Annotated in this window: 30 protein-coding genes; 21 read left to right on the top strand and 9 right to left on the bottom strand. The window is 67.4% G+C overall.

Annotation, left to right across the window (positions count from 1 at the left end; all coding sequences use genetic code 11):
* Position 1: 1 nt before the first annotated feature.
* Together VLK61_RS13995 and VLK61_RS13990 are read left to right on the top strand one after the other, a co-directional pair.
* Positions 2 to 1,378, top strand: a complete 1,377-nt coding sequence (locus tag VLK61_RS13995; protein WP_325422182.1) for a CHASE3 domain-containing protein — start codon at positions 2 to 4, stop codon at positions 1,376 to 1,378.
* Positions 1,379 to 1,562: 184 nt separating this feature from the next.
* The gene (locus VLK61_RS13990) at positions 1,563 to 1,727 is read left to right on the top strand and encodes a DUF1328 domain-containing protein (RefSeq protein WP_325422180.1); all 165 of its coding nucleotides are present in this window, start codon (positions 1,563 to 1,565) and stop codon (positions 1,725 to 1,727) included.
* Between the two features lie 592 nt (positions 1,728 to 2,319).
* On the opposite strand, the gene VLK61_RS13985 is transcribed toward VLK61_RS13990, so the two are convergent.
* Entirely contained in the window at positions 2,320 to 2,478 is a 159-nt protein-coding gene (locus VLK61_RS13985; RefSeq protein WP_325422178.1) for a DUF3309 family protein, read from the bottom strand.
* Positions 2,479 to 2,783: 305 nt separating this feature from the next.
* Between VLK61_RS13985 and VLK61_RS13980 the strand changes: the two genes are divergently transcribed.
* Positions 2,784 to 2,978, top strand: a complete 195-nt coding sequence (locus VLK61_RS13980) for a hypothetical protein (RefSeq protein ID WP_325422176.1) — start codon at positions 2,784 to 2,786, stop codon at positions 2,976 to 2,978.
* Positions 2,975 to 3,265 (top strand): hypothetical protein, encoded by a 291-nt coding sequence (locus tag VLK61_RS13975; RefSeq protein ID WP_325422175.1) that lies wholly within the window; start codon positions 2,975 to 2,977, stop codon positions 3,263 to 3,265. Before VLK61_RS13980 ends, VLK61_RS13975 begins: the two co-directional genes overlap by 4 nt.
* A gap of 4 nt (positions 3,266 to 3,269) precedes the next feature.
* Here the strand turns inward: VLK61_RS13975 and fumC are convergent, their stop codons facing one another.
* Together fumC and VLK61_RS13965 are read right to left on the bottom strand one after the other, a co-directional pair.
* Positions 3,270 to 4,667, bottom strand: a complete 1,398-nt coding sequence (gene fumC, locus VLK61_RS13970; RefSeq protein WP_325422174.1) for a class II fumarate hydratase — start codon at positions 4,665 to 4,667, stop codon at positions 3,270 to 3,272.
* 54 nt (positions 4,668 to 4,721) lie between these two features.
* The gene (locus VLK61_RS13965) at positions 4,722 to 5,441 is read right to left on the bottom strand and encodes a Crp/Fnr family transcriptional regulator (RefSeq protein WP_325422173.1); all 720 of its coding nucleotides are present in this window, start codon (positions 5,439 to 5,441) and stop codon (positions 4,722 to 4,724) included.
* Positions 5,442 to 5,542: 101 nt separating this feature from the next.
* Between VLK61_RS13965 and VLK61_RS13960 the strand changes: the two genes are divergently transcribed.
* Positions 5,543 to 5,899, top strand: a complete 357-nt coding sequence (locus VLK61_RS13960) for a CsbD family protein (protein WP_325422172.1) — start codon at positions 5,543 to 5,545, stop codon at positions 5,897 to 5,899.
* On the top strand, positions 5,896 to 6,114 hold the full coding sequence (locus VLK61_RS13955) for a hypothetical protein (RefSeq protein WP_325422171.1): 219 nt from the start codon (positions 5,896 to 5,898) through the stop codon (positions 6,112 to 6,114). Before VLK61_RS13960 ends, VLK61_RS13955 begins: the two co-directional genes overlap by 4 nt.
* Before the next feature lie 12 nt (positions 6,115 to 6,126).
* Here the strand turns inward: VLK61_RS13955 and VLK61_RS13950 are convergent, their stop codons facing one another.
* Positions 6,127 to 6,846, bottom strand: coding sequence for a Crp/Fnr family transcriptional regulator (locus VLK61_RS13950; protein WP_325422169.1), 720 nt, complete (start codon positions 6,844 to 6,846; stop codon positions 6,127 to 6,129).
* A gap of 286 nt (positions 6,847 to 7,132) precedes the next feature.
* On the opposite strand from VLK61_RS13950, the gene VLK61_RS13945 reads away from it, so the two are divergent.
* The 14 genes from VLK61_RS13945 (at position 7,133) to rpoD (ending at position 21,404) form a co-directional block, all read left to right on the top strand.
* Positions 7,133 to 7,513 (top strand): DUF4398 domain-containing protein, encoded by a 381-nt coding sequence (locus tag VLK61_RS13945; RefSeq protein ID WP_325422167.1) that lies wholly within the window; start codon positions 7,133 to 7,135, stop codon positions 7,511 to 7,513.
* A 56-nt stretch (positions 7,514 to 7,569) separates the two neighbouring features.
* Positions 7,570 to 8,523, top strand: coding sequence for an OmpA family protein (locus VLK61_RS13940; protein WP_325422165.1), 954 nt, complete (start codon positions 7,570 to 7,572; stop codon positions 8,521 to 8,523).
* 37 nt (positions 8,524 to 8,560) lie between these two features.
* Positions 8,561 to 9,136, top strand: a complete 576-nt coding sequence (locus tag VLK61_RS13935; RefSeq protein ID WP_325422163.1) for a ferritin-like domain-containing protein — start codon at positions 8,561 to 8,563, stop codon at positions 9,134 to 9,136.
* A 59-nt stretch (positions 9,137 to 9,195) separates the two neighbouring features.
* Complete coding sequence (locus VLK61_RS13930) at positions 9,196 to 9,510, top strand: BON domain-containing protein (protein ID WP_325422161.1); 315 nt, start codon at positions 9,196 to 9,198, stop codon at positions 9,508 to 9,510.
* A 16-nt stretch (positions 9,511 to 9,526) separates the two neighbouring features.
* Complete coding sequence (locus tag VLK61_RS13925) at positions 9,527 to 9,742, top strand: CsbD family protein (protein ID WP_325422159.1); 216 nt, start codon at positions 9,527 to 9,529, stop codon at positions 9,740 to 9,742.
* Positions 9,743 to 9,854: 112 nt separating this feature from the next.
* Complete coding sequence (locus VLK61_RS13920; protein WP_325422157.1) at positions 9,855 to 10,742, top strand: transglutaminase-like domain-containing protein; 888 nt, start codon at positions 9,855 to 9,857, stop codon at positions 10,740 to 10,742.
* Positions 10,739 to 11,368 carry a sterol desaturase family protein gene (locus tag VLK61_RS13915; RefSeq protein WP_325422155.1) on the top strand — a complete coding sequence of 210 codons (630 nt, stop codon included), beginning with the start codon at positions 10,739 to 10,741 and terminating at the stop codon, positions 11,366 to 11,368. The genes VLK61_RS13920 and VLK61_RS13915 overlap by 4 nt, the downstream gene beginning before the upstream one ends.
* 9 nt (positions 11,369 to 11,377) lie before the next feature.
* Entirely contained in the window at positions 11,378 to 11,563 is a 186-nt protein-coding gene (locus VLK61_RS13910) for a hypothetical protein (protein ID WP_325422153.1), read from the top strand.
* A 90-nt stretch (positions 11,564 to 11,653) separates the two neighbouring features.
* A complete protein-coding gene (gene argA / locus VLK61_RS13905; protein ID WP_325422151.1) occupies positions 11,654 to 12,994 on the top strand; it encodes an amino-acid N-acetyltransferase in 1,341 nt (446 codons plus the stop codon).
* 37 nt (positions 12,995 to 13,031) lie between these two features.
* Positions 13,032 to 13,304 carry an oxidative damage protection protein gene (locus VLK61_RS13900; RefSeq protein ID WP_325422149.1) on the top strand — a complete coding sequence of 91 codons (273 nt, stop codon included), beginning with the start codon at positions 13,032 to 13,034 and terminating at the stop codon, positions 13,302 to 13,304.
* Between the two features lie 112 nt (positions 13,305 to 13,416).
* Positions 13,417 to 13,722, top strand: a complete 306-nt coding sequence (locus VLK61_RS13895; RefSeq protein WP_325422147.1) for an H-NS histone family protein — start codon at positions 13,417 to 13,419, stop codon at positions 13,720 to 13,722.
* A gap of 120 nt (positions 13,723 to 13,842) precedes the next feature.
* Positions 13,843 to 16,911 carry a bifunctional diguanylate cyclase/phosphodiesterase gene (locus VLK61_RS13890; RefSeq protein WP_325422145.1) on the top strand — a complete coding sequence of 1,023 codons (3,069 nt, stop codon included), beginning with the start codon at positions 13,843 to 13,845 and terminating at the stop codon, positions 16,909 to 16,911.
* Positions 16,912 to 16,982: 71 nt separating this feature from the next.
* Complete coding sequence (gene dnaG / locus VLK61_RS13885; RefSeq protein ID WP_325422261.1) at positions 16,983 to 18,845, top strand: DNA primase; 1,863 nt, start codon at positions 16,983 to 16,985, stop codon at positions 18,843 to 18,845.
* A gap of 327 nt (positions 18,846 to 19,172) precedes the next feature.
* On the top strand, positions 19,173 to 21,404 hold the full coding sequence (gene rpoD / locus VLK61_RS13880; RefSeq protein ID WP_325422143.1) for an RNA polymerase sigma factor RpoD: 2,232 nt from the start codon (positions 19,173 to 19,175) through the stop codon (positions 21,402 to 21,404).
* A 92-nt stretch (positions 21,405 to 21,496) separates the two neighbouring features.
* Here rpoD and VLK61_RS13875 read toward each other — a convergent pair whose 3' ends face one another.
* Both VLK61_RS13875 and VLK61_RS13870 read right to left on the bottom strand, forming a co-directional pair.
* Positions 21,497 to 21,826: a CcdB family protein gene (locus VLK61_RS13875; RefSeq protein WP_325422141.1), complete on the bottom strand. Its 330-nt coding sequence runs from the start codon at positions 21,824 to 21,826 to the stop codon at positions 21,497 to 21,499.
* On the bottom strand, positions 21,826 to 22,074 hold the full coding sequence (locus VLK61_RS13870; RefSeq protein WP_325422139.1) for a type II toxin-antitoxin system CcdA family antitoxin: 249 nt from the start codon (positions 22,072 to 22,074) through the stop codon (positions 21,826 to 21,828). Before VLK61_RS13870 ends, VLK61_RS13875 begins: the two co-directional genes overlap by 1 nt.
* 125 nt (positions 22,075 to 22,199) lie before the next feature.
* Between VLK61_RS13870 and VLK61_RS13865 the strand changes: the two genes are divergently transcribed.
* Positions 22,200 to 22,688 (top strand): DUF1772 domain-containing protein, encoded by a 489-nt coding sequence (locus VLK61_RS13865; RefSeq protein ID WP_325422137.1) that lies wholly within the window; start codon positions 22,200 to 22,202, stop codon positions 22,686 to 22,688.
* Here the strand turns inward: VLK61_RS13865 and VLK61_RS13860 are convergent.
* From VLK61_RS13860 to VLK61_RS13850, 3 genes are all read right to left on the bottom strand, one after another.
* Positions 22,685 to 22,930, bottom strand: coding sequence for a hypothetical protein (locus VLK61_RS13860; RefSeq protein ID WP_325422132.1), 246 nt, complete (start codon positions 22,928 to 22,930; stop codon positions 22,685 to 22,687). The genes VLK61_RS13865 and VLK61_RS13860 overlap by 4 nt on opposite strands.
* A gap of 100 nt (positions 22,931 to 23,030) precedes the next feature.
* Positions 23,031 to 23,735, bottom strand: a complete 705-nt coding sequence (locus tag VLK61_RS13855) for an ABC transporter ATP-binding protein (protein ID WP_325422131.1) — start codon at positions 23,733 to 23,735, stop codon at positions 23,031 to 23,033.
* Positions 23,728 to 24,525, bottom strand: coding sequence for an ABC transporter ATP-binding protein (locus tag VLK61_RS13850; protein ID WP_325422129.1), 798 nt, complete (start codon positions 24,523 to 24,525; stop codon positions 23,728 to 23,730). Before VLK61_RS13850 ends, VLK61_RS13855 begins: the two co-directional genes overlap by 8 nt.
* Position 24,526: the final 1 nt, after the last annotated feature.

Genomic DNA, 24,526 nt, shown 5'->3' with positions numbered 1-24,526 from the left:
AATGAACCTGCTCGCGGTGATCAAGCACAGCCCCATCGTGTTTCCGCTGGCGCTGCTGTCCACGCTGACGATGATCTTCATCAGCGAAGGCTCGTACTGGCAATCGGTCGCGGCGCTGAACCAGATCGGCGTGATCGGCGAGGCACGCACGCACATCCAGGGCTTGCAGCAAAGCCTGCAGGATGCCGACGCGGCACAGCGCGCGCTGTTGCTGGGCGGCCAGCCCGAGCAGCGCCAGCCCTATGAGCAGGCCTTGCAGGACATTGGCGCGGCCTACCGGGCGCTGGACCATTACTACGGCGGTCAACCCGCTTCGGTGGCGTTGCTCGGCCGGCTGCACCGGCTCACCGATGCCCGGCTCGACGCGCTGGCCCAGGCCCTGAACGCGCACGATGGCGGGCCGCCCCAGGCACCACACGCGAGCCCGCTGGCCGCTGACCTCGGCCGTCAGCAGATGATCGAGATCCGCGGCCTGAGCCAGCAGCTGGTGGAACATGAAGCCGTGAACGTCGCGGCGCGGCGCGTCGAGCTGGATCACACCTTGCTGCTCGGCCGCATCGGCGTGGCAGTGCTCAGCGCCATCAGCCTGCTGGCGCTGTATTTCTACCTGCGCCAGACCTTCGCACTGAAACGCCAGCAACAGCAACAGCAGCGCCTGGTCCAGTCCGAACATGACCGGCTGGAGATCGAGGTGGCGCACCGCACCGCGCAGCTCACCGAGCTGGCACTGCACCTGCAAACCGCGCGTGAAGACGAACGCATGCGCCTGGCGCGCGACCTGCACGACGAACTCGGCGCGCTGCTCACCGCCGCCAAGCTCGACGCGGCGCGCATCAAGTCGCGCCTGGCCGGCACGGCGCCCGAAGCACTGGAACGCTTGGGCCACCTGGTCGACACGCTCAACAGCGTGATCGCGCTGAAGCGCCGCATCACCGAAGACCTGCGCCCCTCGGCACTGAGCCACCTGGGCCTGGCGGCCACGCTGCAGATCCTGGCGCGCGAGTTCGCCGAACGTTCGGGCACCCAGGTGCATTGCACGCTGACGCCGGTGCCCTTGGGGCCCACGGCCGAGCTGGTGATCTATCGGCTGGTGCAGGAGGCCATCACCAACATCAGCAAGTACGCCAAGGCCGGCCAGGTGTGGATCAGCCTGGCAGCCCGCGAAGGCCGGGTCGAGGTGGCCGTGCGCGACGACGGTGTCGGCTTCGACCTTGCAGGGCCACGCGGCCCCTCGCACGGCCTGGTCGGCATGCGCTTCCGCGTCGAGGCCGAAGGGGGCACGCTGGCCGTGGCCTCGGCACCGGGCCAGGGCACGACGATCCGCACCAGCCTGCCCGAAGCGCCGGCCATCCTTTCGTCGGCCATGGCCGCCGCCTGAGGACCCGGATCGGGCGTCGGCAAGCGCGTGTGAGCCGCGTCCTACGCCACCTGCCCCTGGGCCCCGACGCCAGCGCGGCCAGGCTGCCGATGGCCGCGACCACGCTGCGGGACCAGACTGGGTGCACCGTGGCGCCACACGCCACTGCCCCGGGCGCAGCGCCCGCCACCTCAGGAGTTCCACCATGCTGCACTACGCCGTCGTCTTCTTCGTCATTGCCCTGGTTGCCGCCCTGTTCGGCTTTGGCGGCATCGCTGCCGGGGCCGTGGGCATCGCCAAGCTGCTGTTCTTCGTGTTCGTGATCCTGGCCGTGGCCAGCTTGCTGTACGGCATGATCAAACGGTCCTGACGATCACCGGCTCATGGGCGGCGCCCCGATCGAGGGGCGCATCGCCGGCAGCGGCGCCGCTTCGTGCGGCGCCGCTGCCGTATTCACCAATGGGCGATGGCCACATGCGCATGCGCAGCAACTCAGTTTGTGCTCCAGCGTGGCGTGCAACGGGTCCAGCGCGGAAAGACAATCCCGTATCGCGACATTCGTCGGCGATGCGGCCCCGAGCGGCAGCTCGGCAGCTTCTAGAACGGCGTCAGGCGCCGCTTGGCGGCGGGCCAGCGCTTGCGATCGGGCGGGATGGAAGGGGCCGGCGCATGCCTCAGCGCCGCGCCTGCCCGCGCTGCAGGCGGTGGCAACAGCGAGCCGGGCTGGAACGGCGGCGGCACGTCCTCGGCCTGGGGCACGGGCTCCGGTTGGGCCGGCGGGCTCGCCGGCGGCCCCGGGATGACCCCGCCCGTTGCGGAAAAGCTTCGAATCGGTCGGATGATCATCTGGAAGCTTTCAGTGGCGCGTTGTACAACTCCTTGTAACCAGCCCGACAGCGCGCCGTCTGTGCGCTGTCGCACACAGTCAACTGCCGCGCGGCGCCCTGTTCACAAGCGGCCCATCACAAGCGACCCATCAGCAACAACACGACGATCACCAGAACCACCAGTCCCAGTCCGCCACTGGGGCCGTAACCCCAGCCTCGGCTGTGCGGCCAGGCGGGAATGGCACCGATCAGCAAAAGGATCAGGACGATCAACAAAATGGTACCGAGGCTCATGGCGTACTCCTTGAATGCGAAGGTTTCTCCCGCGAGCCTAGGGGCAAGCGGCGGGCCGGTCGGTGCGCTGCCAAACACAAGGCCGTGTGCCGCAGTGTTCGGCAGCGCACAGACGCTGTCCCCGGCTGAACATAGTGTTTCAGGTGGACTGCCGCATCGGTCGGCATGAGGCGCCGCCGGCGCGTTGTCAGGGCTCTCCTACACGCGGCCCTCGTGTCACCTGATGTCGAATCCGGGCCCGCGCAGGCATCCTCGAAGCCACAGTCAGCGCCTGCACACCGCGGGCCACCAGCAGGAGTTCCATCATGGGCAGTGAGTCGTCCGACTTCGAACCGGAACGTGCCACCCGCTTGTCCCGCGCCGCCGGCGGCCCGGCCAGACCGCCGAGCAGCGAGGACTGGATGGACAGCATCGGCTACGAAGCGGCCGACCCCTTGCTGCAAGCGCCGCTGTGGTGTGAAGCGATGCAAGGGTCCCGCGACGAAGGGAGCCAGCCATGAGCACCACCGCGCTGCAAACGCCCGAGACGCTGGAGTGGACCTTCGACACGCCTGCCCAGGCCCAGGAAGCGCTGTACTGGCTGAGCCGCTGCGGACTGGATGCGCGCCATCTGGTGCCCGTCTGGGAGCCGGGCGGCGCGACCTTCATCACCCGGCAGGCCACTCCGGGCACCGGCCCCGGCCCGAACGAAGCCGGCCCGTCGACGCCGCGGCCGGCCGGCCTGCTGCCGCGCGGCATCCACTGGGCCGATTCGCTGGACGAGATCGACGGCCCCTGCGATGGCTGATGCGCTACGGCGCCGAATGCGGCCCCAGCATGCTGCGCGCGTCGACCCAGGCATCGAACTGTTCCGCACTCACGGCGCCGAGCGCCAATGCCGCTTCACGCAGCGTGCTGCCTTGCGCATGCGCGCGCTTGGCAATCTGCGCGGCGCGGTCGTAGCCGATGTGCGGTGCCAGCGCGGTGACCAGCATCAGCGAACTGTTCAGCAACTGCGCCACGCGGGCCTCGTTCACGCGGATGCCGGCCACGCAATGCTGCGCGAAGCTGCGCATGGCATCGGCCAGCAGGCGCATGCTGTCCAACACGTTCAGCGCAATCAACGGCTTGTAGACATTCAGCTCGAAGTGGCCCTGGCTGGCCGCGAAGCCGATCGCCGCATCGTGGCCCATCACCTGCGCGCAGACCATGGTCAGCGCCTCGACCTGCGTGGGGTTGACCTTGCCGGGCATGATCGAGCTGCCGGGTTCGTTCTCGGGCAGCTGCAACTCGCCCAGCCCGGCGCGGGGGCCGCTGCCCATCAAGCGAATGTCGCTGGCGATCTTGGTCAGCGCAATGGCCAGCATCTTCAGCCCGCCATGCCAGGCCACCAGCGCTTCATGGCCGGCCATCGCGGCGAACAGGCTCTGCGCCTGCCGCAGCGGAAGGCCCAGCTGGCCGGCCAGCCGGCCGGCCACGCGGGCGCCGAATTCGGGGTGGGTGTTCAGGCCGGTGCCCACCGCCGTGCCGCCGATGGCCAGCGCATGCACTGCCGTCAGGGCATGGGCCAGGCTGGCCTCGCACAGCATCAGCTGCGCGGCGTAGCCGCCGAACTCCTGGCCCAGCGTGACAGGCGTGGCATCCTGCAGGTGGGTGCGGCCTATCTTCACGATGGCATCGAACACGGCAGCCTTGTCGGCCAGACCCTGGCGCAGCAGCGCCAAGGCGGGCAGCAGCTGGTCCCGTGCCTGCAGGGCCACGGCGATGTGCATCGCGGTCGGGAACACATCGTTGGACGACTGGCCCAGGTTCACCTCGTCGTTGGGATGCACCTTGCGTGCGCCGCCGGCCGCCAGCGTGCGCGTGGCCAGCTGGGCCACCACTTCGTTGACGTTCATGTTGCTCTGCGTGCCCGAGCCAGTCTGCCAGGTCGACAGCGGGAACTCGGCATCGAAGTCGCCGCCGGCCACCTGCTGCGCGGCGCCGGCAATGGCCAGCGCCCGGGCAGCATCGATCAGCCCCAGTTCGCTGTTCACGCCCGCCGCGGCCCACTTCACCCAGGCCAGTGCATGGATCACCGGCAGCGGCATGCGCTGTTCGCCGATGGCGAAGAAATGCAGGCTGCGCGCGGTCTGGGCGCCCCACAGCGCCTCGGCCGGCACCTCGATGGGGCCGAAGCTGTCGGACTCGGTGCGGGTGGGCAGGGTCATGATCGGTTCCTCGTGATGGGGGCCGCGGCAAGTGGTGGCCGCGTCTTTTGGACATCATGCGCCAGGTGCGGGGGCCACCGGCGTGGACAGCCAGGCCGCATGCACCCGCTGATCGGCAGCGTAGCAAGCGCATGCGGCGGCTTCAAGCCCCGCGCGGTTCAGCACCGTCAGCATGCCGCGGTGGTAGGCAATCAGCCCGCCGCGCTGCAGGCTGCCGGCCGCGACCGTGATGCCGACGCGGCGCACGCCCAGCATGTACGCCAGGAACTCGTGCGTGACATGGAAACTGTCTGTACCGGCCCGGTCCTGGCTCATCAGCAGCCAGCGGGCCAGGCGCGGTTCGATCATGTGGAAGCGCAGGCAGGCAGCGGCCGAGGCCAGTTGCGCCATGCGCACATACAGGTAGCGGCCCAGCACGCGCTGCAGCGCAACGCTGTCGGCCAGCGCGTTGCGGAAGGCAACGGCCGTCAGGCGCCAGGCTTCGCCAGAACCCTGCACGAGCGCACGCAAGGGTGTCGCGGCCACGCCCAGCGCCAGTTGCGCGCCGAGCATGCCTTCGCGGCCGACCATGCCGATCTCCAGACCCGGATGGCCTTCGATCAAGGTCACCAGCGAGACGAAGCCGGCGGTGGGAAAGTACACATGGCGCGTGAGCCGGCCCGGCTCGTTCAACACCTCGGCCAGCAGCAGCGGCCACGGTTCGCTGACGGCATGCAGGCGCAAACGGTCCTTGCGCGGCAACAGCGCAATCAGCTGGTTCTCGGGGGCGGTCATTCGCGCAGTGTGGACACGACGGCGCTGCGTGACTGTCTGTCAGCGCACACAGCCGGGCACAACGTGCCACTTCACTGCCCGCAACGCTCAGGACCTGCCCCATGAACTCGCCTTGGTACTACCTCGATACCCTGCCCAAGGGCATGCCGATCGCCTGGGACCGGGTGGAGGGCTTGTGCCGGCAGGGCCTGGGCAAATTGGTCACGCGCATCGGGCTGCTGCTGCGCAGCGAACGCTGCGCCGCCGCGGGCCGCCGCGCGCAGTTGGCCGGCCGCGTGCAGCGGCGCTATGGCGTGGCGATGGACGAAGCGCGGCGCTTGATCCTCGCCTATGAACGCCAGGCTCAGGATCCGTGGTACACCGCGGCAAGCGCCCGCCACGCCAAGCCGGCGCCGAACCCGGCGGCGGCCTTGTCGGCCAAGCCGCGCTCCCCCACCGAAGGATTGGAGACAAAATGAACGCAGCCAAGATGGTCGCCCTGGCGTTGATCGCCGCCGGCGTGCTGGCCCTGGTGTACGGCAGCTTCAGCTTCACCAAGGAAACCCACCAGGCCAAGATCGGGCCGATCGAGTTGTCGGTGAAGGAAAAACAAACCGTCAATGTGCCGGTATGGGCCGGCGTCGGCGCCATCGTTGTCGGCGGGCTGCTGCTGGCATTTGGCGGCCGCAAATGAGCCGCGCCGCTTTCAGGACGCGATGCTCGCCGGCAGCAGCCGGTCGTATTCCTTCTTGACGACACCGTAGCACTCGCAGGTGCGCTGCTCCAGCCCCTGCCGATCGAGCACCGCGATGCGGCCGCGGGCATAGCGGATCAGCCCCACTTCCTGCAGCTTCAGCGCTGCGGCGGTAACCCCTTCTCGGCGCACGCCCAGCATGTTGGCGATCAGTTCCTGCGTCATCACCAGTTCGTTGCCGCGCAGCCGGTCCAGGCTCAGCAGCAGCCAGCGACACAGCTGCTGGTCCAGCGAATGGTGGCGGTTGCACACCGCTGTTTGCGCCATCTGCGTGATCAGCGCCTGCGTGTAGCGCAGCAGCAGGTGCATCACCGCGCCGGCACGGTCGAACTCTTCCTTCATCGTCTGCGCCTTCAGCCGCAGGCCCTGGCCGGCGCTTTGCACCACGGCCCGGCTGGGCGTGGAGTTGCCGTCCATGAACAGCGAGATGCCGACGATGCCTTCGTTGCCGACCACGGCAATCTCGGCCGAGGCGCCGTTCTCCATCACATACAGCAGCGAGACGATCGCGGTGCTCGGGAAGTACACATGGCTGAGCGTGCTGCCCGACTCATAGAGCACTTGGCCCAGCGGCATGTCGACGGCTTCCAGCTGCGGCATCCAGCGCCGCCACTCGTCGGCGGGCAAGGACGCCAGCAGTTGGTTGGAACGGGGATCGAGCGGATATTCCATCGCGGACCTCCCGGGTGCCGGCACCGGGCCGCTCTTCGGCCCGCAACAGCGCGTCTGCGGGTGCAGCGGCTGTTCTCAGTATAGGCAGCAACGCACGCCGCGTATGTTCGCTAGCGCACCGGTCCATCGGCACCGGGCTGCTGTAGTCCCATTCCCACACGCGTTGGCGAGCTCGTCCGATGGACCTGAGCGGGTACGGCGACGACCATGCTCCTCATCACTTCGGCACGGCACGGGCGATTCGCCAGCCGCTGGTCGCCGAAGCCAAACCGAGATGGGGCACCCCATGAACAACAAGATCCGGACCGGCCGGCCACTGCCGCAAGCCACGCTGCTTGCCGCCGTCATCCTGGTGTTGCTGTCCGCCTGCGCCAGCACGCCGCCGCCCAGCGCCGAGCTGGCGGTCGGCCGTGCCGCGGTGGAGCGCGCCAACGGCCCCGCGGCGTCGGAAGCGCCCATCGAGCTGGCCGCCGCGCGCGGCAAGATCGCCCAGGCCAACATGGCCTACGCGAACAAGGATTACGTGCTGGCCCGCCAGTTGGCGGAACAGGCCGAAGCCGACGCCACGCTGGCCGAAGCCCAGGCCCGCTCGGTGCGCTCCGACAAGGCGCTGGCCGAGGTGCGCGAAGGCCTGCGCCAACTGCGCGAAGAAATGGCCCGCAAGTGAACGCCGCCCGTTCGTCCATTGCCGCCGCCGCCCCGAAGTCCCTGGAGACCACCACCATGAACCGCAGCCTCACGATGAGCGCCTTGCTGGGCAGCCTGCTGCTCGGCGCCTGCGCGACCACGGCCCAACCGCCGGCTGCCTTGGTGGAGGCCCGTGCCACCGTGCGCACTGCGGAGTCCGATGCCGGCGTGCTGTCGCTCGCGCCGCTGGAGTTGAAGAAAGCCACCGACTCGCTGAACCGCGCCAATGCGCTGCAGGCCAAGGGTGAATCGACGGTCGAGATCAGCAGTGTCGCGCACGTCGCGAGCCAGCAGGCGAAGACCGCGATGGCCATCGCCCATGCCAAGGCCGGCGATGCCGCCATCGCCGGCGCCGAGGTGGAGCGTGAGCGCGCCCGCGGCGACATGCGCACCATCGAGGCCAATCGTGCCAAGGCCCAGGCGGGCATGGCACAAGCCCAGGCCAACGCGGCCGACGTGCGCACCGGCGTGGCGCGCCAGCAGGCCGTTGCATCGGAGCAGCGCGCCAGCAATGCCGAAACGCAGGCCGCGATGGCCCAGGCCGGCACCGCCGACGCCCAGGCCCAGACGGCCGTGCTGCAACAGCGGCTGAACGACATGCAAGCCAAGCAGACCGACCGCGGCATGCTGGTGACCTTGGGTGACGTGCTGTTCGAGTTCAACCGTGCCGAGGTGAAGCCGGCCGCGCAAGGCTCGCTGCGCAAGCTGGCCGACTTTCTGCAGCAGTACCCGAACCGCCGCATCCTGATCGAAGGCCACACCGACAACATCGGCTCGGCCGGCGCCAACGAGACGCTGTCGCGCAACCGTGCCCAAGCGGTGGACACTGCCTTGATCGGCCTGGGCGTCGCCGGCCAGCGCATGGCCGTGGCCGGCTACGGCAAGGACTATCCCGTCGCCGAGAACAACACCGAAACCAACCGCGCGCTGAACCGCCGCGTGGAGATCTACATCGCCGAGAACGATCAGCCGGTGCGCTCGCGCCGCTGATCACCGGCCCCCTCAGCCCCTCACCTCAGGAGCCCGCATGAATCACAAGGCTGAATCCGTGAAGATCAAGCAACTGCCGCTGCTGGACGCTGGCCACATGGCCCTGGACGAAGCAGCGATCGAGGCTGCCCGCCACAGCCTGGACGATGGCGCGGTCACCCCGCACAGCGCACCATGGCGCAAGGACATCCTGAAGCTGCTGAACGACTCGCTGGCCACCGAACTGGTGTGCGTACTGCGCTACAAGCGGCACCACTTCACCGCGGCCGGCCTGGCTTCGCCCAAGATCGCCGAAGAGTTCCTGGTGCACGCCAACGAGGAGTCGGCGCATGCCGACCGCCTGGCCAAGCGCATCGTGCAACTGGGCGGCGAACCGGACTTTTCGCCCGACTCGCTGAGCCAGCGCAGCCACGCCGAGTACGACGACTCGACCGACCTGAAATCGATGATCAAGGCCAACCTGATCGCCGAGCGCGTGGCCATCGAAAGCTACAGCCAGATGATCACGCTGGTCGGCGAGAAGGACATCACCACGCGCCGCCTGTTCGAGGACATCCTGAGCGATGAACAGGAGCATGCCGAAGAGCTGAGCACCTGGCTCGCCGAAGACTGACGGGCCAGGCTCGATTCCCCACACCCACCAGCCACTCACTTCACCCGATAGGACACACCATGAACACACGTACCGCATTCACCGCCGCCTTCATCGCCGTCACGCTGGTCACCGCCTCGGGCTGTGCCGTCACGCGCGGCCAGGAAACCGTGGGCGCCTACGTCGACGACACGGCCATCACCACGGCCGTCAAGGCCCGCATGATCGACAACAAGGAAGTGGATGGCACGAGCATCCGCGTCGAGACGCTGAATGGCACCGTGATGCTGTCGGGCTTCGCCAAGAACATGACCGAGAAGACCACCGCCGAGTCGCTGGCCTGGAAGGTCAACGGCGTCAAGCATGTGAAGAACGAGATCACGGTTCGTCCGTGAGACCAAGGAGTTCACCATGAACTGGGACCGCATCGAAGGCAACTGGAAGCAACTGACGGGCCACGCCAAGGCGCAATGGGGCAAACTGACCGACGACGACCTCGATGTGATTGCCGGCCGTCGTGAACAACTGGCCGGCAAGATCCAGGAGCGTTACGGCGTTGCCAAGGATGAAGCCGAACGCCAGCTGACTGAATGGCAGCGCAGGGCGACGGATTCGTGGTTCAGCTGAGCCGGCGCCCGCCGAAAGCAACACATCTCGCCTGACCCTTGACCTGACAGCGCCCCGGCGTCCTTCATCGGACGCCGGGGCGCTTTGTCGCACTCTGGCACCCGCCCGCACCATGATCCGCATCCAACTGCAAGTCGATCTTCGCTACGAGATCGACGCCTATGGCGCCGACTTCATCTTCAATGTGCACTGCGCCCAGACGCCGAGCCAGGCGCTGTCCGGCGAGAGGCTGATGCTGAGCCAGCAATGCTCGCCGCTGCTGCACGCCGACCCGGTGACCGGCAACCGCTACCTGCGGCTGCGCGCGGCGCCGGGCGAACTGATGCTGACCTACTCCGCGACCGTGGACCTGACGCATTACCGCGCCGACCCGTCGCAGATCCCGGAGGTTCCGGTGTGCAAGCTACCACCGGAAGTGATCGGCTACCTGTACCCCAGCCGTTACTGCCAATCAGACCGCCTGGGCAAGCTGGCCATCGCCGAGTTCGGCACGCTGCAGCAGGGCTACCGCCGCGTGCAGGCCATCCGCGACTGGGTGCACCAACGGGTGACCTTCACATCGAACACCACCAACGCCAACACCTCGGCGGTGGACACGCTGATTGAGCGGGTCGGCGTCTGCCGCGACTTCGCGCACCTGATGATCGCGCTGTGCCGCGCCGTCAGCATTCCCGCGCGCTTTGCCACCGGCACCGACTACGGCGCCGATCCGGCGCTAGGCCCGCCCGACTTCCATGCCTACGTGGAGGTGTACCTGGGCGACCGCTGGTACCTCTTCGACCCCTCCGGCACCGCCATCCCGATGGGCCTGGTGCGCCTGGGCACCGGTCGCGATGCGGCTGACGTGGCCTTCGCGACGATCTTCGGCGGCGTGCGTTCGCAGGCGCCGATGATCCAGGCCTGGGCGGTGGAGGACAGCAGCCGCGACCTGGTGCTGCCGCAAGACACTCCCGACGCGCTGTCGACCGATGACGGCCGGCGCTACCCGGCGAGCGCGTGAGCGCCGCACGGCAGCTGTTCACGCTGGAGCCGGGCCGCTGGGCCTACAAGGCCGACATGGCGCTGTATGGTGCCGCGGTGCTGGCGCTGGCTGCGCTGCTGCTCCGGGCCGGCCCGGCAGGTCACGCGCCGGTCTTGTCGGCGCTGGTGCTCACCGGCCTGGCCGCGTGGACATTGATCGAATACCTGGTGCATCGCTTCGTGATGCACGGCCTGCAGCCGTTCATCCGCTGGCATCAGGCACACCACCATCGCCCCGGCGCCCTGATCTTCACACCGACATGGGCCACGGCCGCGCTGATCTTCGCACTGGTGTTCGTGCCGGCGTGGCTGGCCCTGGGCCTGTGGCCCGCCTGCGCGCTGACGCTCGGTGTGCTGACCGGTTACCTGGCCTACGGCATCACGCACCATGCCACACACCACTGGCGCGCCGGTGGTGCGTGGCTCAAGCAGCGCAAGCGCTGGCATGCACGGCATCACCACCAGGGCCAAGCCACGTGTTACGGCGTGACCAGCGGCTTCTGGGACCGGGTGTTTCGCAGCGCGGCGCCATCACCGCGCAAGGTGCTTGTGCGGCCCTCGCCGCACAGCGCAGCGAACAGGACTACAGTGGCTTCAGTCCCCTGAAAGGCGACCATGCACCACATTGAAAAAGATCTGGTTGCCCCCGCTTCCGCCATCACCGCCGCGATGATCGGGCAGATGAAGATGCGGGCCACGGCCCAAGAAGCGGCCGCCATGTACTTCGAAGTGCTGAAAGCATTGACCAACGAGGTGGCCAACCCGACCGTCACCTCGGTCAACGCCGTCAAGCTGTACTGAGCGCGTCAGGCCGAGCCCAGGCGCGGCAAGGCAGGGGCAAGGCCTTCGCGGAACTTGGCCCGGGGGCCCTGCGGCACAATCGCGGGCACCATGAGCCTGGTCTTTCCGCACACCTTCATTCCGTGGTTTCGCGCGGTCGCGCCGTACATCCACATGTACCACGGCAAGACCTTTGTCGTCGGCATGGCCGGTGAGTTGATCGCCGCCGGCCGACTGAACGCCTTCGTGCAAGACCTGGCGATCCTGCATGCGATGGGCATCAAGCTGGTGCTGGTGCATGGCTTCCGCCCGCAGGTCAACGAGCAACTGGCCGCCAAGGGCCATGCCTCGCGCTACAGCGGCGGCACCCGCATCACCGATGCAGTGACGCTGGACTGCGCGCAGGAAGCCGCCGGCCAGTTGCGCTTCGAGATCGAGGCGGCGTTCTCGCAAGGCCTGCCGAACACGCCGATGGCCAATGCCACGGTGCGCGTGGTGTCCGGCAACTTCCTCACCGCGCGGCCGGTCGGCATTGTCGATGGCGTCGATTTCATGCACAGCGGCGTCGTGCGGCGGGTCGATTCGGCGTCGATCCGGCGCGCCATCGACATCGATGCGCTGGTGCTGCTCAGCCCCTTCGGCTTCTCGCCCACCGGCGAAGCTTTCAACCTGTCGATGGAAGATGTGGCCACGGCCACGGCGGTGGCATTGCAGGCGGACAAGTTGTTGTTCCTGACCGAAATCGACGGCATCCACGAAGACCAGAACGATCCGGAGAGCCCGATCGACACCGAACTGGCGCTGGCCGATGCCAAGCGCCTGCTCGCCGCGCTGCCGGCGCCCAACCGGCCCACCGATCTGGCCTTCTACCTGCGCTACTGCGTAAAGGCCTGCGAGGCCGGCGTCGAGCGCTCGCACATCCTGCCCTTCGGTGTTGATGGCGCCATCCTGCAGGAGGTGTTCACCCACGACGGCATCGGCACGATGGTGGTCGACGAAAAGCTCGAATCGCTGCACGAGGCCACGGCCGACGATGTCGGCGGCATCCTGCAGTTGATCGAACCCTTCGAGCGCGACGGCACGCTGGTGCGCCGCGAGCGCACCGAGATCGAACGTGATATTGCCTACTACACCGTCATCGAACACGATGGTGTGATATTCGGCTGCGCTGCGCTCTATCCTTATCCCGAAGCGCGCACCGGTGAAATGGCGGCGCTCACTGTTTCACCGCAGGTGCAGAGCCAGGGCGACGGCGAGCGCATTCTGAAGCGCATCGAGCAGCGCGCGCGCACGCTGGGCATGGACAGTATCTTCGTGCTGACCACGCGCACAATGCACTGGTTCATCAAGCGCGGGTTTGTGCAGGTCGATCCGGAATGGCTGCCTGATGCCCGCAAGCGTAAATACAACTGGGACCGGCGCTCGCAAGTGCTGGTCAAGAAACTGGGCTGATCGGCCCGGTCATCCGGAATCTGAAGGAGTTATCGACATGGCCCGTACCGTCAATTGTGTTTACTTGAAGAAGGAAGCCGAAGGCCTTGATTTTGCGATGTATCCCGGCGAGCTGGGCAAACGCATCTACGACAACGTCAGCAAGGAAGCCTGGGCCGCGTGGATGAAGCACCAGACCATGCTGGTCAACGAGAACCGGCTGAATCTGGCCGACCAGCGAGCCCGGCAGTATCTCGCCCGGCAGATGGAGCGCTTTTTCTTCGGCGAGGGCGTCGACCAACCCACCGGCTATGTGCCGCCCAGCGCCTGAGGGTATGCGCCCGGCCGGCTCAGGGTCTTTTTTGCGACCGGGTGCAAACCACGAACAGGGGTTTCGAGCGGCACCTCTATACTGCGGCGTTCATTTCATGAGGAGACCTTGAATGACTTCGCTGCAAGACCTGCTGGCTCAGCGCGCCGAGATTGAAAAGAAAATTGCCGACGCCCAGCGCGAAGAGCGGTCATCGGCCATCGCCAAGGTCAAATCGCTGATGGCCGAGTTCGGCCTGACGGCGGCGGACATCGCCGGCAAGGCCAGCGCGCCGCGCACCAAGGCCGCCGGCAGCAAGGTGGCTCCCAAGTACCGCAATGCCGCCACCGGTGAAACCTGGTCCGGCCGGGGTCTGCAACCCAAGTGGTTGAAGGCTGCGGTGGCCGCCGGGCGCAAGGTCGAAGACTTCACGATCTGAGGCCGCGCCGGTCGTTCAACACCGCCCCATTCAGGGGCCGCTTGATCGTGTGCCCGCACAGAAGCGCCCCTGTGCGATGCGACTAGCATCAATGAATCGCCCGCGCTGATCGGCCACCCCTTGCTCCGACCCCTTTTCCAGGATCTTCCGCCCGCCGCTGCCTCACTGCTGCGGTGGGGCTGGCGATCGCTGCTCGTGGTGCTGGCTTTCGTCGCAGCGGGCCGCCTGGCGTTGTCGTTCCCGGGCGTTTCGCCGCACGTCACTGCCGTCTGGCTGCCCGCCGGCATCGCGCTGGCGGCACTGGTGCGCTGGGGCCAGGCCTATGTGCCGGCCGTGGCCTTTGGCGGCTTGCTGGTCGGCCTGGCCGCCGGCGCCCGCCCCTGGCTGGCGCTGGCCATCACGCTGGGCAGCACGGCCGGACCCTGGATTGCCGCGCGCTGGATGGACCGCGCCGGCTTCAACCGTCGCTTGGAGCAGCGGCGCGACCTCGGTTTGCTGATCGGCGCGGGTGCCGGCGCCGGCACCTTGGTCAGTGCCGCCAACGGCGCGATCTGGCTGGCCGCCGGCGGCCGCATCAGCGCGCTGGACCTGCCGGCCGTGTGGTTCCAGTGGTGGATTGGCGACACGCTGGGCCTGCTGGTCGCTGGTGTGCCCTTGTTGTGTTTCGGCGCCAGCAGTTGGGCACGGGCCTTCGAAGGCCACCGCCGCGTCACCACGCTGGGATTGCTGCTGGGCAGTCTCGGCGCTGCGGTCGCCGGCATGCTGGGCCAGCGCTGGCTGGGCCATGCGGCACTGGCCTGGTTCGTCGTGCCGCCCGTACTGCTGTGCTGGCTGGCCATGCGCAGCGGCCTGGCATTGGCCTCCGGCAGCATGTTTGCGCTGGCCAGCGGCTTGCTGGCCGCCACGGCGGCGGGCGTCGGCCCCTTCGCTTCCAGTGTGGCCAATGGCGTCAGCGGCGTGCAACCCACGCTGTTGTGGGCCTACATCACGGCGCTGCTCGGGCTGGTGCTGCTGCCGCATGTGCTGATCGGCGAACTGGCGCGCCTGGAAGAACGCTGGCAACTGGCGCTCGACGGCTCGGACCTCGGCGTGGCCGACTGGAACCTGCGCACCGGCGATGGTTTCACCTCGCCGCGCTGGCGCGCGCTGATGGACGAGCCGGACAGCTCGCAGACCTCGACCATCGACCGCTGGCTCGCCCGCGTGCACCCCGACGAGCGCGCTGCGCTGCGCAGCGCTTTGGCCTCGGTGGACAGCCCGAAAGGCGCCGGCCTGCGCCATGAAGCACGGGTGCGCGTGCGCGACGGCTGGTGCTGGTTCGACGTGCACGTGATCGTCGTCGAGCGCGATGCCACCGGCGCCCCGGTGCGGGTGGTGGCCTCGCTGTCCGACATCGGCGCGCGGCGCAGCGCGGAAGACCGGCAGCAGCTGTCGTCGAACCTGTTCATGCACCTGCATGAAGGCCTGCTGATCACCGATGCCGAATTCCGCGTGATCGACGCCAACCCCACCTACTCGAAGATCACGGGCGTGCCGCGCGACGAGCTGCTGGGCACCGTGCCCAGCCTGTTGCAGCCGGTGGCGCCGGATGCCATCAGCCGCCAGCAGCAGGCCAGCCTGTGGGCGGCGCTGCGCAGCAGCGGCAACTGGGTCGGTGAGCTGGTCGAACGCCGGCGCGGCGGCGACCCCTGCGCGCTGCATGTCACCGTGTCGGCGGTGCACGGGCCGGACGGCGCGCTGCGCTACCACGTGCTGGTGGTCAGCGACGTCACCGAGCAGCGCCTGCAGCGCGAGCGCCTGGAGCGCCAGGCCAATTTCGACGAATTGACGCGGCTGCCCAACCGCGCCCGCCTGAGCCAGCTGCTCGCCGATGCGATGGTCTCGACCGATCGCGAAGGCTACCTGATGGCGGTGTGCTACCTCGACCTCGATCACTTCAAGGCCATCAACGAGCGTTTCGGGCACCAGGCCGGCGACCGTCTGCTGGCCGAGCTGGCGACCCGGCTGCGCACCGCCCTGCGCGCCCGTGGCACGGTGTGGTCGGATGTCGCGGCGCGGCTGGGCGGCGACGAGTTCGCGCTGCTGCTGCGCGCCGGCACGGTCGATGAAGCGCGGGCGGCCGTGGAACGCGTGCTGCGCGTCGTTGCGCAACCGTTCATCGTCACGCCAGGCGGCGACCCGATCGTCGTCACCGCCAGCGTCGGCGCCACGATCTACCCGCTGGACAGCAGCGACGCCGACACCTTGCTGCGCCACGCCGACCACGCGATGTACGGCGCCAAGCAATCCGGCCGCAACGGCTACCTGTTCTTCGACACCGAACACAGCCGCCGCACCGAAGAACGTGTGATGGCCATCGGCCGCGTGCAGGACGCGCTGGACCGCGACGAACTGACGCTGTACTACCAGCCCAAGGTCGATCTGAAACGCGGCGTCGTGCTCGGCTTCGAAGCCTTGCTGCGCTGGAACCACCCGGACCATGGCGTGGTGCCGCCGGCGCAGTTCCTGCCGCTGATCGAACACACGGGGCTGTCGGCCCGCATCGGCGACCACGTGCTGGCCCGCGCACTCGATCAGCTCGACGCCTGGACAGCCTCGGGCCTGGACCTCACGGTCAGCGTCAACATCTCGGCGCGACACCTGCAGGAGCCCGACTTCGCGCAGCGGCTGGCCGAGTTGCTGGCGCGCCATTCACGCCCGCTGGGCCCGAAACTGGAACTCGAGGTGCTGGAAACTGCGGCGCTCACCGACATCAGCTTCACCTCGGCCCTGCTGGAACGCTGCGGCAAGCTCGGCGTGCGCTGGGCGCTGGACGACTTCGGCACCGGTTATTCCACCCTCACCTACCTGAAGCGCCTGCCGGTGCAGGTGCTGAAGATCGACCGCTCCTTCGTGCACAACATGCTGGCCGACGCGCAAGACCGGGCCATCGTCGAAGGCGTGATCAGCCTGGCCCGCACTTTCGATTGCATCGCCGTCGCCGAGGGCGTCGAAACGCCGGCCCAGGCCCGCATGCTGCTCGACATGGGCTGCGAGATCGGTCAGGGCGCCGGCATCGCCTCGCCGATGCCGGCCACCGAGGTGGCCGGCTGGGTGCGGGACTGGCGAGGCCTGTTCGCGCTGACGGCGGCGCCCGGGGTGGCCGGCACGATCGGGCCGGTGACACGCGTGCAGTCGTCGGAACTGTGACCTGCGCATCGTCATGCCCGGGCTCGCGAGGCCCCGGCACACGCCGTTCCGTGCCCCTTCGCTAGACTCCCCTGGTGCTGCCCCAAGGTTTCATCCAGGATCTGCTGGCCCGTGTCGACATCGTCGAGGTGGTCGGCCGCCAGGTCGATCTGAAGAAGGCCGGCATCAACCACAAGGGCCTGTGCCCCTTCCACGGCGAGAAGACACCGAGCTTCATCGTCAGCCCCTCGCGCCAGACCTACCACTGCTTCGGTTGCGGCGCGCATGGCGACGCGATCCGCTTCATCACCGAACAAACCGGCATCGGCTTCATGGACGCCGTGCGCGACCTGGCCCAACAGGCCGGCCTGCAGGTGCCCGAAGATTCGGCGAGCCCCGAAGACCGCGCCCGCGCCGCGCAGGAACGAGAGCAGCGCGCCGGCCTGAGCGATCTGCTGGCCAAGGCCGGCGAGCACTACCGCCAGGCGCTGAAGGCCAGTCCGCGTGCCATCGACTACCTGAAGCGCCGGGGCCTGAGCGGGGCCATCGCCGCACGCTTCGGCCTGGGTTATGCACCGGACGGCTGGCGCACGCTGGCCAGCGTCTTCCCGCGCTACGACGACCCGCAACTGGCCGAAGCCGGGCTGGTGATCGTGCAAGGCCTGGACGAGGGCTTGAGCGAAGCCGAGCAGAAACGCTACGACCGCTTTCGCGACCGCATCATGTTCCCGATTCGTTCGGTGCGCGGCGAAGTCATCGGCTTCGGCGGGCGGGTGCTCGATCAGGGCGAGCCGAAGTACCTGAATTCGCCCGAGACGCCGGTCTTCCACAAGGGGCAAGAACTCTACGGCCTGTACGAAGCGCGGCAGGCACTGCGCGACAAGGGCTACGCGCTGGTCGTCGAAGGCTACATGGACGTGGTGGCGCTGGCGCAATGGGACTTCCCGAACGCGGTGGCCACGCTGGGCACGGCCTGCACAGCCGAGCACGTGGCCAAGCTGTTCCGCTTCACCGATTCGGTGGTCTTCAGCTTCGATGGCGACGCCGCCGGCCGCCGTGCCGCCGCGCGCGCGCTGGAAGCGGCGCTGCCGCACGCCACCGACCTGCGCACGATCCGCTTCCTGTTCCTGCCCGCCGAGCATGACCCGGATTCGTATGTGCGCGAGCTCGGGCCCGAAGCTTTCGACAAGGCGGTGGCCCAGGCCGTGCCGCTGTCCGCCCAGTTGATGGTGCACGCGGCGACCGACTGCGACCTGGCCACCGCCGAGGGCCGCTCGAAGATGCTGAGCCAGGCCCAGCCGCTGATCGCCTTGCTGCCCGATGGCCTGCTGCGCGAACAACTGGTGTCCGAACTGGCGCAGCGCGGCGGCGTGGCGCTGGAGGTGCTCGGTGCGCACTGGGCACGCCGGGCCGAGCGTGCCGCAGCGCGCCGCCAGCGCGACGACGCTGGGGCCGGCCCGGCCACGCCGCAGGTGCGCGCGCGACCGATGAGCACCGGCCGCGCGCCGCCGCAAACCGCCACCCTGTTGGACCGCGCCGCCTGGCTGCTGGCCCAGCATGCCGGCGTCTGGCTGGACCTGTCCGCCGACGACCATGAATTCCTGGCCGGCCAACCCGCACCCTACGCCGGCTTCTTTGCCGCGCTGGAGCGCGTGGTGCATGACCATGGCCCGGTCGCCATGGCGGCCTTGCTCGATGAACTGGAGCGCGACGCCGATGCGGAGTCACAGCGCCCTCTGCTCACGCGCATCCGCGGCTTTCACGAAGTCGACGACGAGGACCCCCGGCCGCTGATGGCCTCGGTGCTGCACCGCTTGCGCCTGCGTGCCGTGGCCGACGAGTTGAACTGGTTGATGGAGTCGGGCAGCGAACTGTCGGACGCCGCCACGGCACGACGCCAGCAACTGCTGGACCTTCAGTCCGCGATGAAGAAGGTGCCCTTGGGCACCGTTTGACCCTGTCGACTTTGACGGATCCAACCGAGTCGCCGATAATGCTCAGTTGGTTGCATTGGCAAGAGTGACGGCAGCACCTCCGGGCCCCGGCCACCCTCGACAAGGGTACGCATAGCGATAAGGCCACCCTTACCCGCAAGGGCTGCACATCAAAGACGTCCACGCGAACTTGCCCAGCCGAACCGTATCCACCAATCCGGGGGCCCCCGGGGGCGTTGTCGCCGCGGCACTTACCATGTCGTGTCAGCAAGGTCGGGCGACGCATCGCGTGGCCCATCGGTCGATCGGGCTCGGCGCCAACATTCAGACTATCGCGCAAGGAACCGCATGAACGCCAAGAAGACCGACGCTCCCGCCCAGCCCCACGCACCCGCGCCCGCCCCGGCCCCTGTTCCGGCCCAGGCCAAGGCCGCTGGCAAGACGGCGGTCGAGACCACCAAGCCCACGGCAGCCGCCAAGCCGGCCGCAAAAACCGAAACCAAGGCCAGCGCCAAGCCCGCCGCCAAGGCCGGCAAGCCCGCCGCCAAAGGCAAGGAACTGCCGAAGGCCGAAGAGGAAGACCTGACCGACATCGAGGCTGAGTTCGCCGGCGAACCGGAAGTCGAAGTCGCCGAAGAAGGCACGGTCGAGGCCAAGGCCAAGCCGCTGCGCATGAAGGTGTCGCGGGCCAAGGAACGTGCGCTGATGCGCGAGTTCGGCCTGGACGAAACCACGCTCACCGAAGAAGAAGTCGCCAAGCGCCGCCTGGAGCTGAAAACGCTCATCAAGATGGGCAAGACGCGGGGCTTCCTGACGCACCAGGAAATCAACGACCACCTGCCCGAAAAGCTGGTCGAGAACGAAATCCTCGAAGCCATCGTGTCGATGCTCAACGACATGGGCATCGCGGTCTATGAGCAGGCGCCGGATGCGGCAACGCTGCTGATCGCCGGCGGCAGCACCACCACCGCCACCGAAGAAGAGGCCGAAGAAGCCGCCGAAGCAGCGCTGTCGACGGTCGACTCCGAGTTCGGCCGCACCACCGACCCGGTGCGCATGTACATGCGCGAAATGGGCTCGGTCGAGCTGCTGACGCGTGAAGGCGAAATCGAGATTGCCAAGCGCATCGAAGGCGGCCTGCAGTCGATGATGCAGGCCATCTCGGCCTCGCCCAAGACCATCGCCGAGATCCTGGCCATGGCCGACCGCATCGGCGCCGGCGAGATGCAGATCTCCGAGGTCGTCGACGGCTTCGTGTCCGACGACGAGGCCGACGACTACGTGGCCGAAGAAGACTTCGACGAGTTCGACGAAGAAGACGACGACGACGGCCAAGGCGGCAGCAAGGCGCTGACGAAGAAGCTCGAGGAGCTGAAGTCGCAGGCGCTGGAGAAGTTTGGCACCGTGCGTGTGCACTTCGAGAAGATGCGCAAGGCCTTCGAGAAGGAAGGCTACAACTCGCCGGCCTACAGCAAGGCTCAGCATGTGCTGACCGAGGACCTGATGAAGGTCCGCTTCACGGTGAAGACGATTGAGCGGCTGTGCGATGTGTTGCGCTCGCAGGTCGACGACGTGCGCCGTTTCGAACGCGAGATCCGCAAGATCGTGGTCGACCGCTGCGGCATGCCGCAGGATCACTTCATCAAGACCTTCCCGCCCAACATCCTGAACCTGAAGTGGGCCGAGAAGGAAATCCATGCCGCCAAGAACTACAGCGCGATCATGGGCCGCAACCTGCCGGCGATCCAGGAGTTGCAGCAGAAGCTGATCGACCTGCAGATCCATGCTGTCGTGCCGCTGGACGACCTGAAGGAAATCAACCGCAAGATGAATGCGGGCGAGAAGGCCAGCCGCGACGCGAAGAAGGAAATGATCGAGGCCAACCTGCGCCTGGTGATTTCCATCGCCAAGAAATACACCAACCGCGGCCTGCAGTTCCTGGACCTGATCCAGGAAGGCAACATCGGCCTGATGAAGGCGGTGGACAAGTTCGAATACCGCCGCGGCTACAAGTTCTCGACCTACGCCACGTGGTGGATTCGCCAGGCGATCACGCGTTCGATCGCGGACCAGGCCCGCACGATCCGCATCCCGGTGCACATGATCGAGACGATCAACAAGATGAACCGCATCTCGCGCCAGCACTTGCAGGAATTCGGCTTCGAGCCGGACGCAGGCATCCTGGCGGCGAAGATGGAGATTCCGGAAGACAAGATCCGCAAGATCATGAAGATCGCCAAAGAGCCGATCTCCATGGAAACGCCGATCGGCGACGACGACGACTCGCATCTGGGCGACTTCATCGAGGACCAGGCCAACACGGCGCCCATCGAGGCCGCCATGCAGGCCGGCCTTCGCGACGTGGTCAAGGACATCCTCGACTCGCTGACGCCGCGCGAAGCCAAGGTGCTGCGCATGCGCTTCGGCATCGAGATGAGCACGGACCACACGCTGGAAGAAGTCGGCAAGCAGTTCGACGTGACGCGTGAGCGGATTCGCCAGATCGAAGCGAAGGCGCTGCGCAAGCTGAAGCACCCGAGCCGTTCGGACAAGCTGCGTAGCTTCATCGATACGCTGTAAGTCTGTCATTGCGGCCCGATTCCGAAGGAATTTCCTTCGGAATCCTCCGCAATCCATGCCTTCGAAAGCGCCCTCCGGGGCGCTTTTTCTTTTCAACCCCAGGAGCGCGTGAGCAGTTCGTCCAAAGCGTCGGCGATCGTCTGGCCCTGTTCGGCCAGCGAATCCACCTTGGCGCCCAGTTGATCCAGAGCGACGGACACCATGTCCAATGGATGCAACACCACGCTGGCGCCCTTGACATTGAAGACCGGATTCAGCCGCGTACCTGCGGCCACCGTCCCGGCAGGCAGGGTCGTTCGGCGCACCAGAGGCACAACCATTCGCCGGCGATACCGGTCGAACAGCGATGACTGGACGATAACGACGAAGGGGATGGACTCTTTGAGTGGACCCTTGTTGCGATGAACGTCGAACTGCGCCATTACAGGGTGGAGTGCCCGTCTGCGAACGAGCCCACCTTGTCGTGCATGGCGTTCCAGTCGGCCGCGCTGGCATCGGCCAGCTGCTGGCGACCCTTCCGGGCTTGCTGCTGCTCCACCACGTATGCGGCGAGCAACTCCTCCACCGTGGCAGACAGGTTGCTGGTGTGGTTCTTCGCTTCGGCGACCAAGCGGTCGCTGAGCGTCAGGTTGACGGGGCGCTTGCGCACCGTGGCAGCGTTTGTGGCCATGGATTCATCTCAGCGAGGAAATGCGCATATTATGCGCATAACGCGGGCTAACGCGCAGCTCATTTTTGTTCGCAGGCCGTTTACCGAGCCTCGGCAGACTGCGTCCCACAACAAAGGAGCTGCTCATGAAACTCGCCGCCACCGTCCTGCAAATCGTCGCCACCTGCCTCATCGGCCTCATGGCGGGCTTCTTCTTCGCGTTCTCGGTCGACGTCGCCCCCGCGATGCGCGAACTCGACGCCCACGGCTACATCACCACGCAGCAAGCCATCAACCGAGCCGTGCGCAACCTTCCATTCGCGTTGGTGTACTTCGGCGCGGCCGTCACGCCGTTTGTGGCGGCACTGGCTCTTTATGTCGCCGGCCGCCGCCGCAACGCGGCGCTGTGGCTCGGCGTCGCGCTGGTCTATGCGGCGGGCGTCTTCTTGCTCACGCGCGAGGTCAACGTACCGATCAACAATGCCCTGGCCCTGTGGAATCCGCAGTTGCCGCCTGTGGAGTGGCAGCGGGCCCGCGACGATTGGAACGCGGCCAACCTCATGCGATGCCTGGTCGCATGCGCGTGCTTCGCCGTCGCAGCCGCATTGCCGAAGCGAAGCGCTCCCAAAGCCTAGAACATCGTCTCTTGATAGCTGTCGGTCTTGCCGTCGCTGCGGTGGGCGAGCAGGCTCACGAGCGGCGCCAACGCAGCGTGAGTGGTGTAGCCTTTGTTGCACTCGGGGCAGGCATAGTCTTCATGTTCGTCCTCACCCGCCAGGCGCGACAGCAGGACTTCGAATCTCGCGCCGCAATACGCGCACGACTGCACGAAGCTGCTGCGCTTGAACCCGGGTTCCTGCCGGAGGATTTGGCCCATTGCTTTCCCCTCGCGCCGTCACGCTGGGCGCGCGGCTCAGTATGCCAGCGCACCCGTAGTCATTGGCTATGCCCTCGTTGCCGTCGTATGTATCCGAAAGCTAGCGCGCGACGCCCAGCAGGCGGTCGAGCAGCTCGGGCTGCTCGCGCAGTTCGCGGGCAGTGCCGGCGTGCGCCACCGTGCCGCGATCCAGCACCACGGCGGCGTCGGAGATGGCGAGGATGGCCTGCGGGTGCTGCTCCACGATGATGGCCGACAGGCCCTCCTCGCGCGTGATGCGGCGGATCGCGCGCAGCAGCTCTTCCACGATGATCGGCGCCAAGCCCTCGAGCGGCTCGTCCAGCAACAACAGGCGCGGGTTGACGACCAGCGCTCGCCCCACGGCCAGCATCTGCTGCTCGCCTCCGGACAGCTGCGTGCCGAGATTGGTTTTGCGCTCCGCCAGCCGCGGGAACATTGCGTAGACGCCCTCCGGTGTCCATTTGCCCGGGCGCGCCACGGCCGTAAGATTCTCATGCACCGTCAGCGACTTGAAGATGTTGCGCTCCTGCGGCACCCAGCCGATGCCGGCCGCCGCGCGCTGGTGCGGCGCCAGCTTGTGCAGGGGTGCACCGCCGAGCGTGATCGCGCCGCCATGCTGGCGCGTGGCGCCGGCCAGCGTGTTGATCAGCGTCGTCTTCCCCGTGCCGTTGCGGCCCAGCAGGGCCAGAGTCTGGCCCTCGCCCAGGGCGAGCGAAACTCCGTGCAGCACCACGGCCTCGCCATACCCGGCGCTGAGGTTGTCGACCTTCAAAAGTTCAGCCATGAGAAGTGGCCCCCACGCTTGCGGCTGGGGCCGCTGCGCTGCCCCCCGAGGGGGCCTTCGCGCCTTGGGGCGGCCCAGCGTCGCTCATCTCCTCTTCTCCATGGCCGAGATAGACCGCTTTCACCCGCGGGTCGTTGGCGATCTCGTCGGGATCGCCTTCGGTCAGCACCGCGCCGTTGACGAGCACCGTCATGCGATTGGCGAAACTGAACACGAGATCCATGTCGTGTTCGATCAGCAGCACCGATACATCGGCCGGCAGAGCCGCGACGGTCTGCAGCAACTCTTCGCGCTCACCGGCGGGTACGCCCGCCACGGGCTCGTCCAGCAACAGCACGCGGGGTTCGCAGGCCAACGCGATGGCAATCTCCAGCAGACGGCGCTTGCCGTACGCGAGATGTTCGGTACGCTGGTTCGCGACTTCCGTCAGGCGGAATTGATCGAGCAGCGTTGCACAGCGGTCGGCAACGGCGCCGTTCGCACCGAGGCTGCGCCACCAGCGGCCGCCCAGGCCGGAATGCTGGGACACGACGAGGGCCAGCGTCTCCAGCGGCGTCATCGAATTGAACAGCTGGTTGATCTGGAAGGTGCGAACCATGCCGAGGCCCACGCGCTGGTGCGGCGCCAGACGCGTGATGTCGCGGCCTTCGAGCGTGATCCGCCCCGCGGTCGGCTCGAGCACACCCGTCAGCAAATTGATCAGCGTGGTCTTGCCCGCCCCGTTGGGGCCGATCAGCGCATGCCGCGCGCCGCGCCGCAAGTTGAGCGTCACGTCGTCGGTCGCGGTGATC

This window comes from Aquabacterium sp., assembly GCF_035476535.1.
Lineage (GTDB): Bacteria > Pseudomonadota > Gammaproteobacteria > Burkholderiales > Burkholderiaceae_C > Pseudaquabacterium.
The sequence above is the reverse complement of the archived record's forward strand: the minus strand, read 5'-3'. Positions and strand labels throughout refer to the sequence as shown.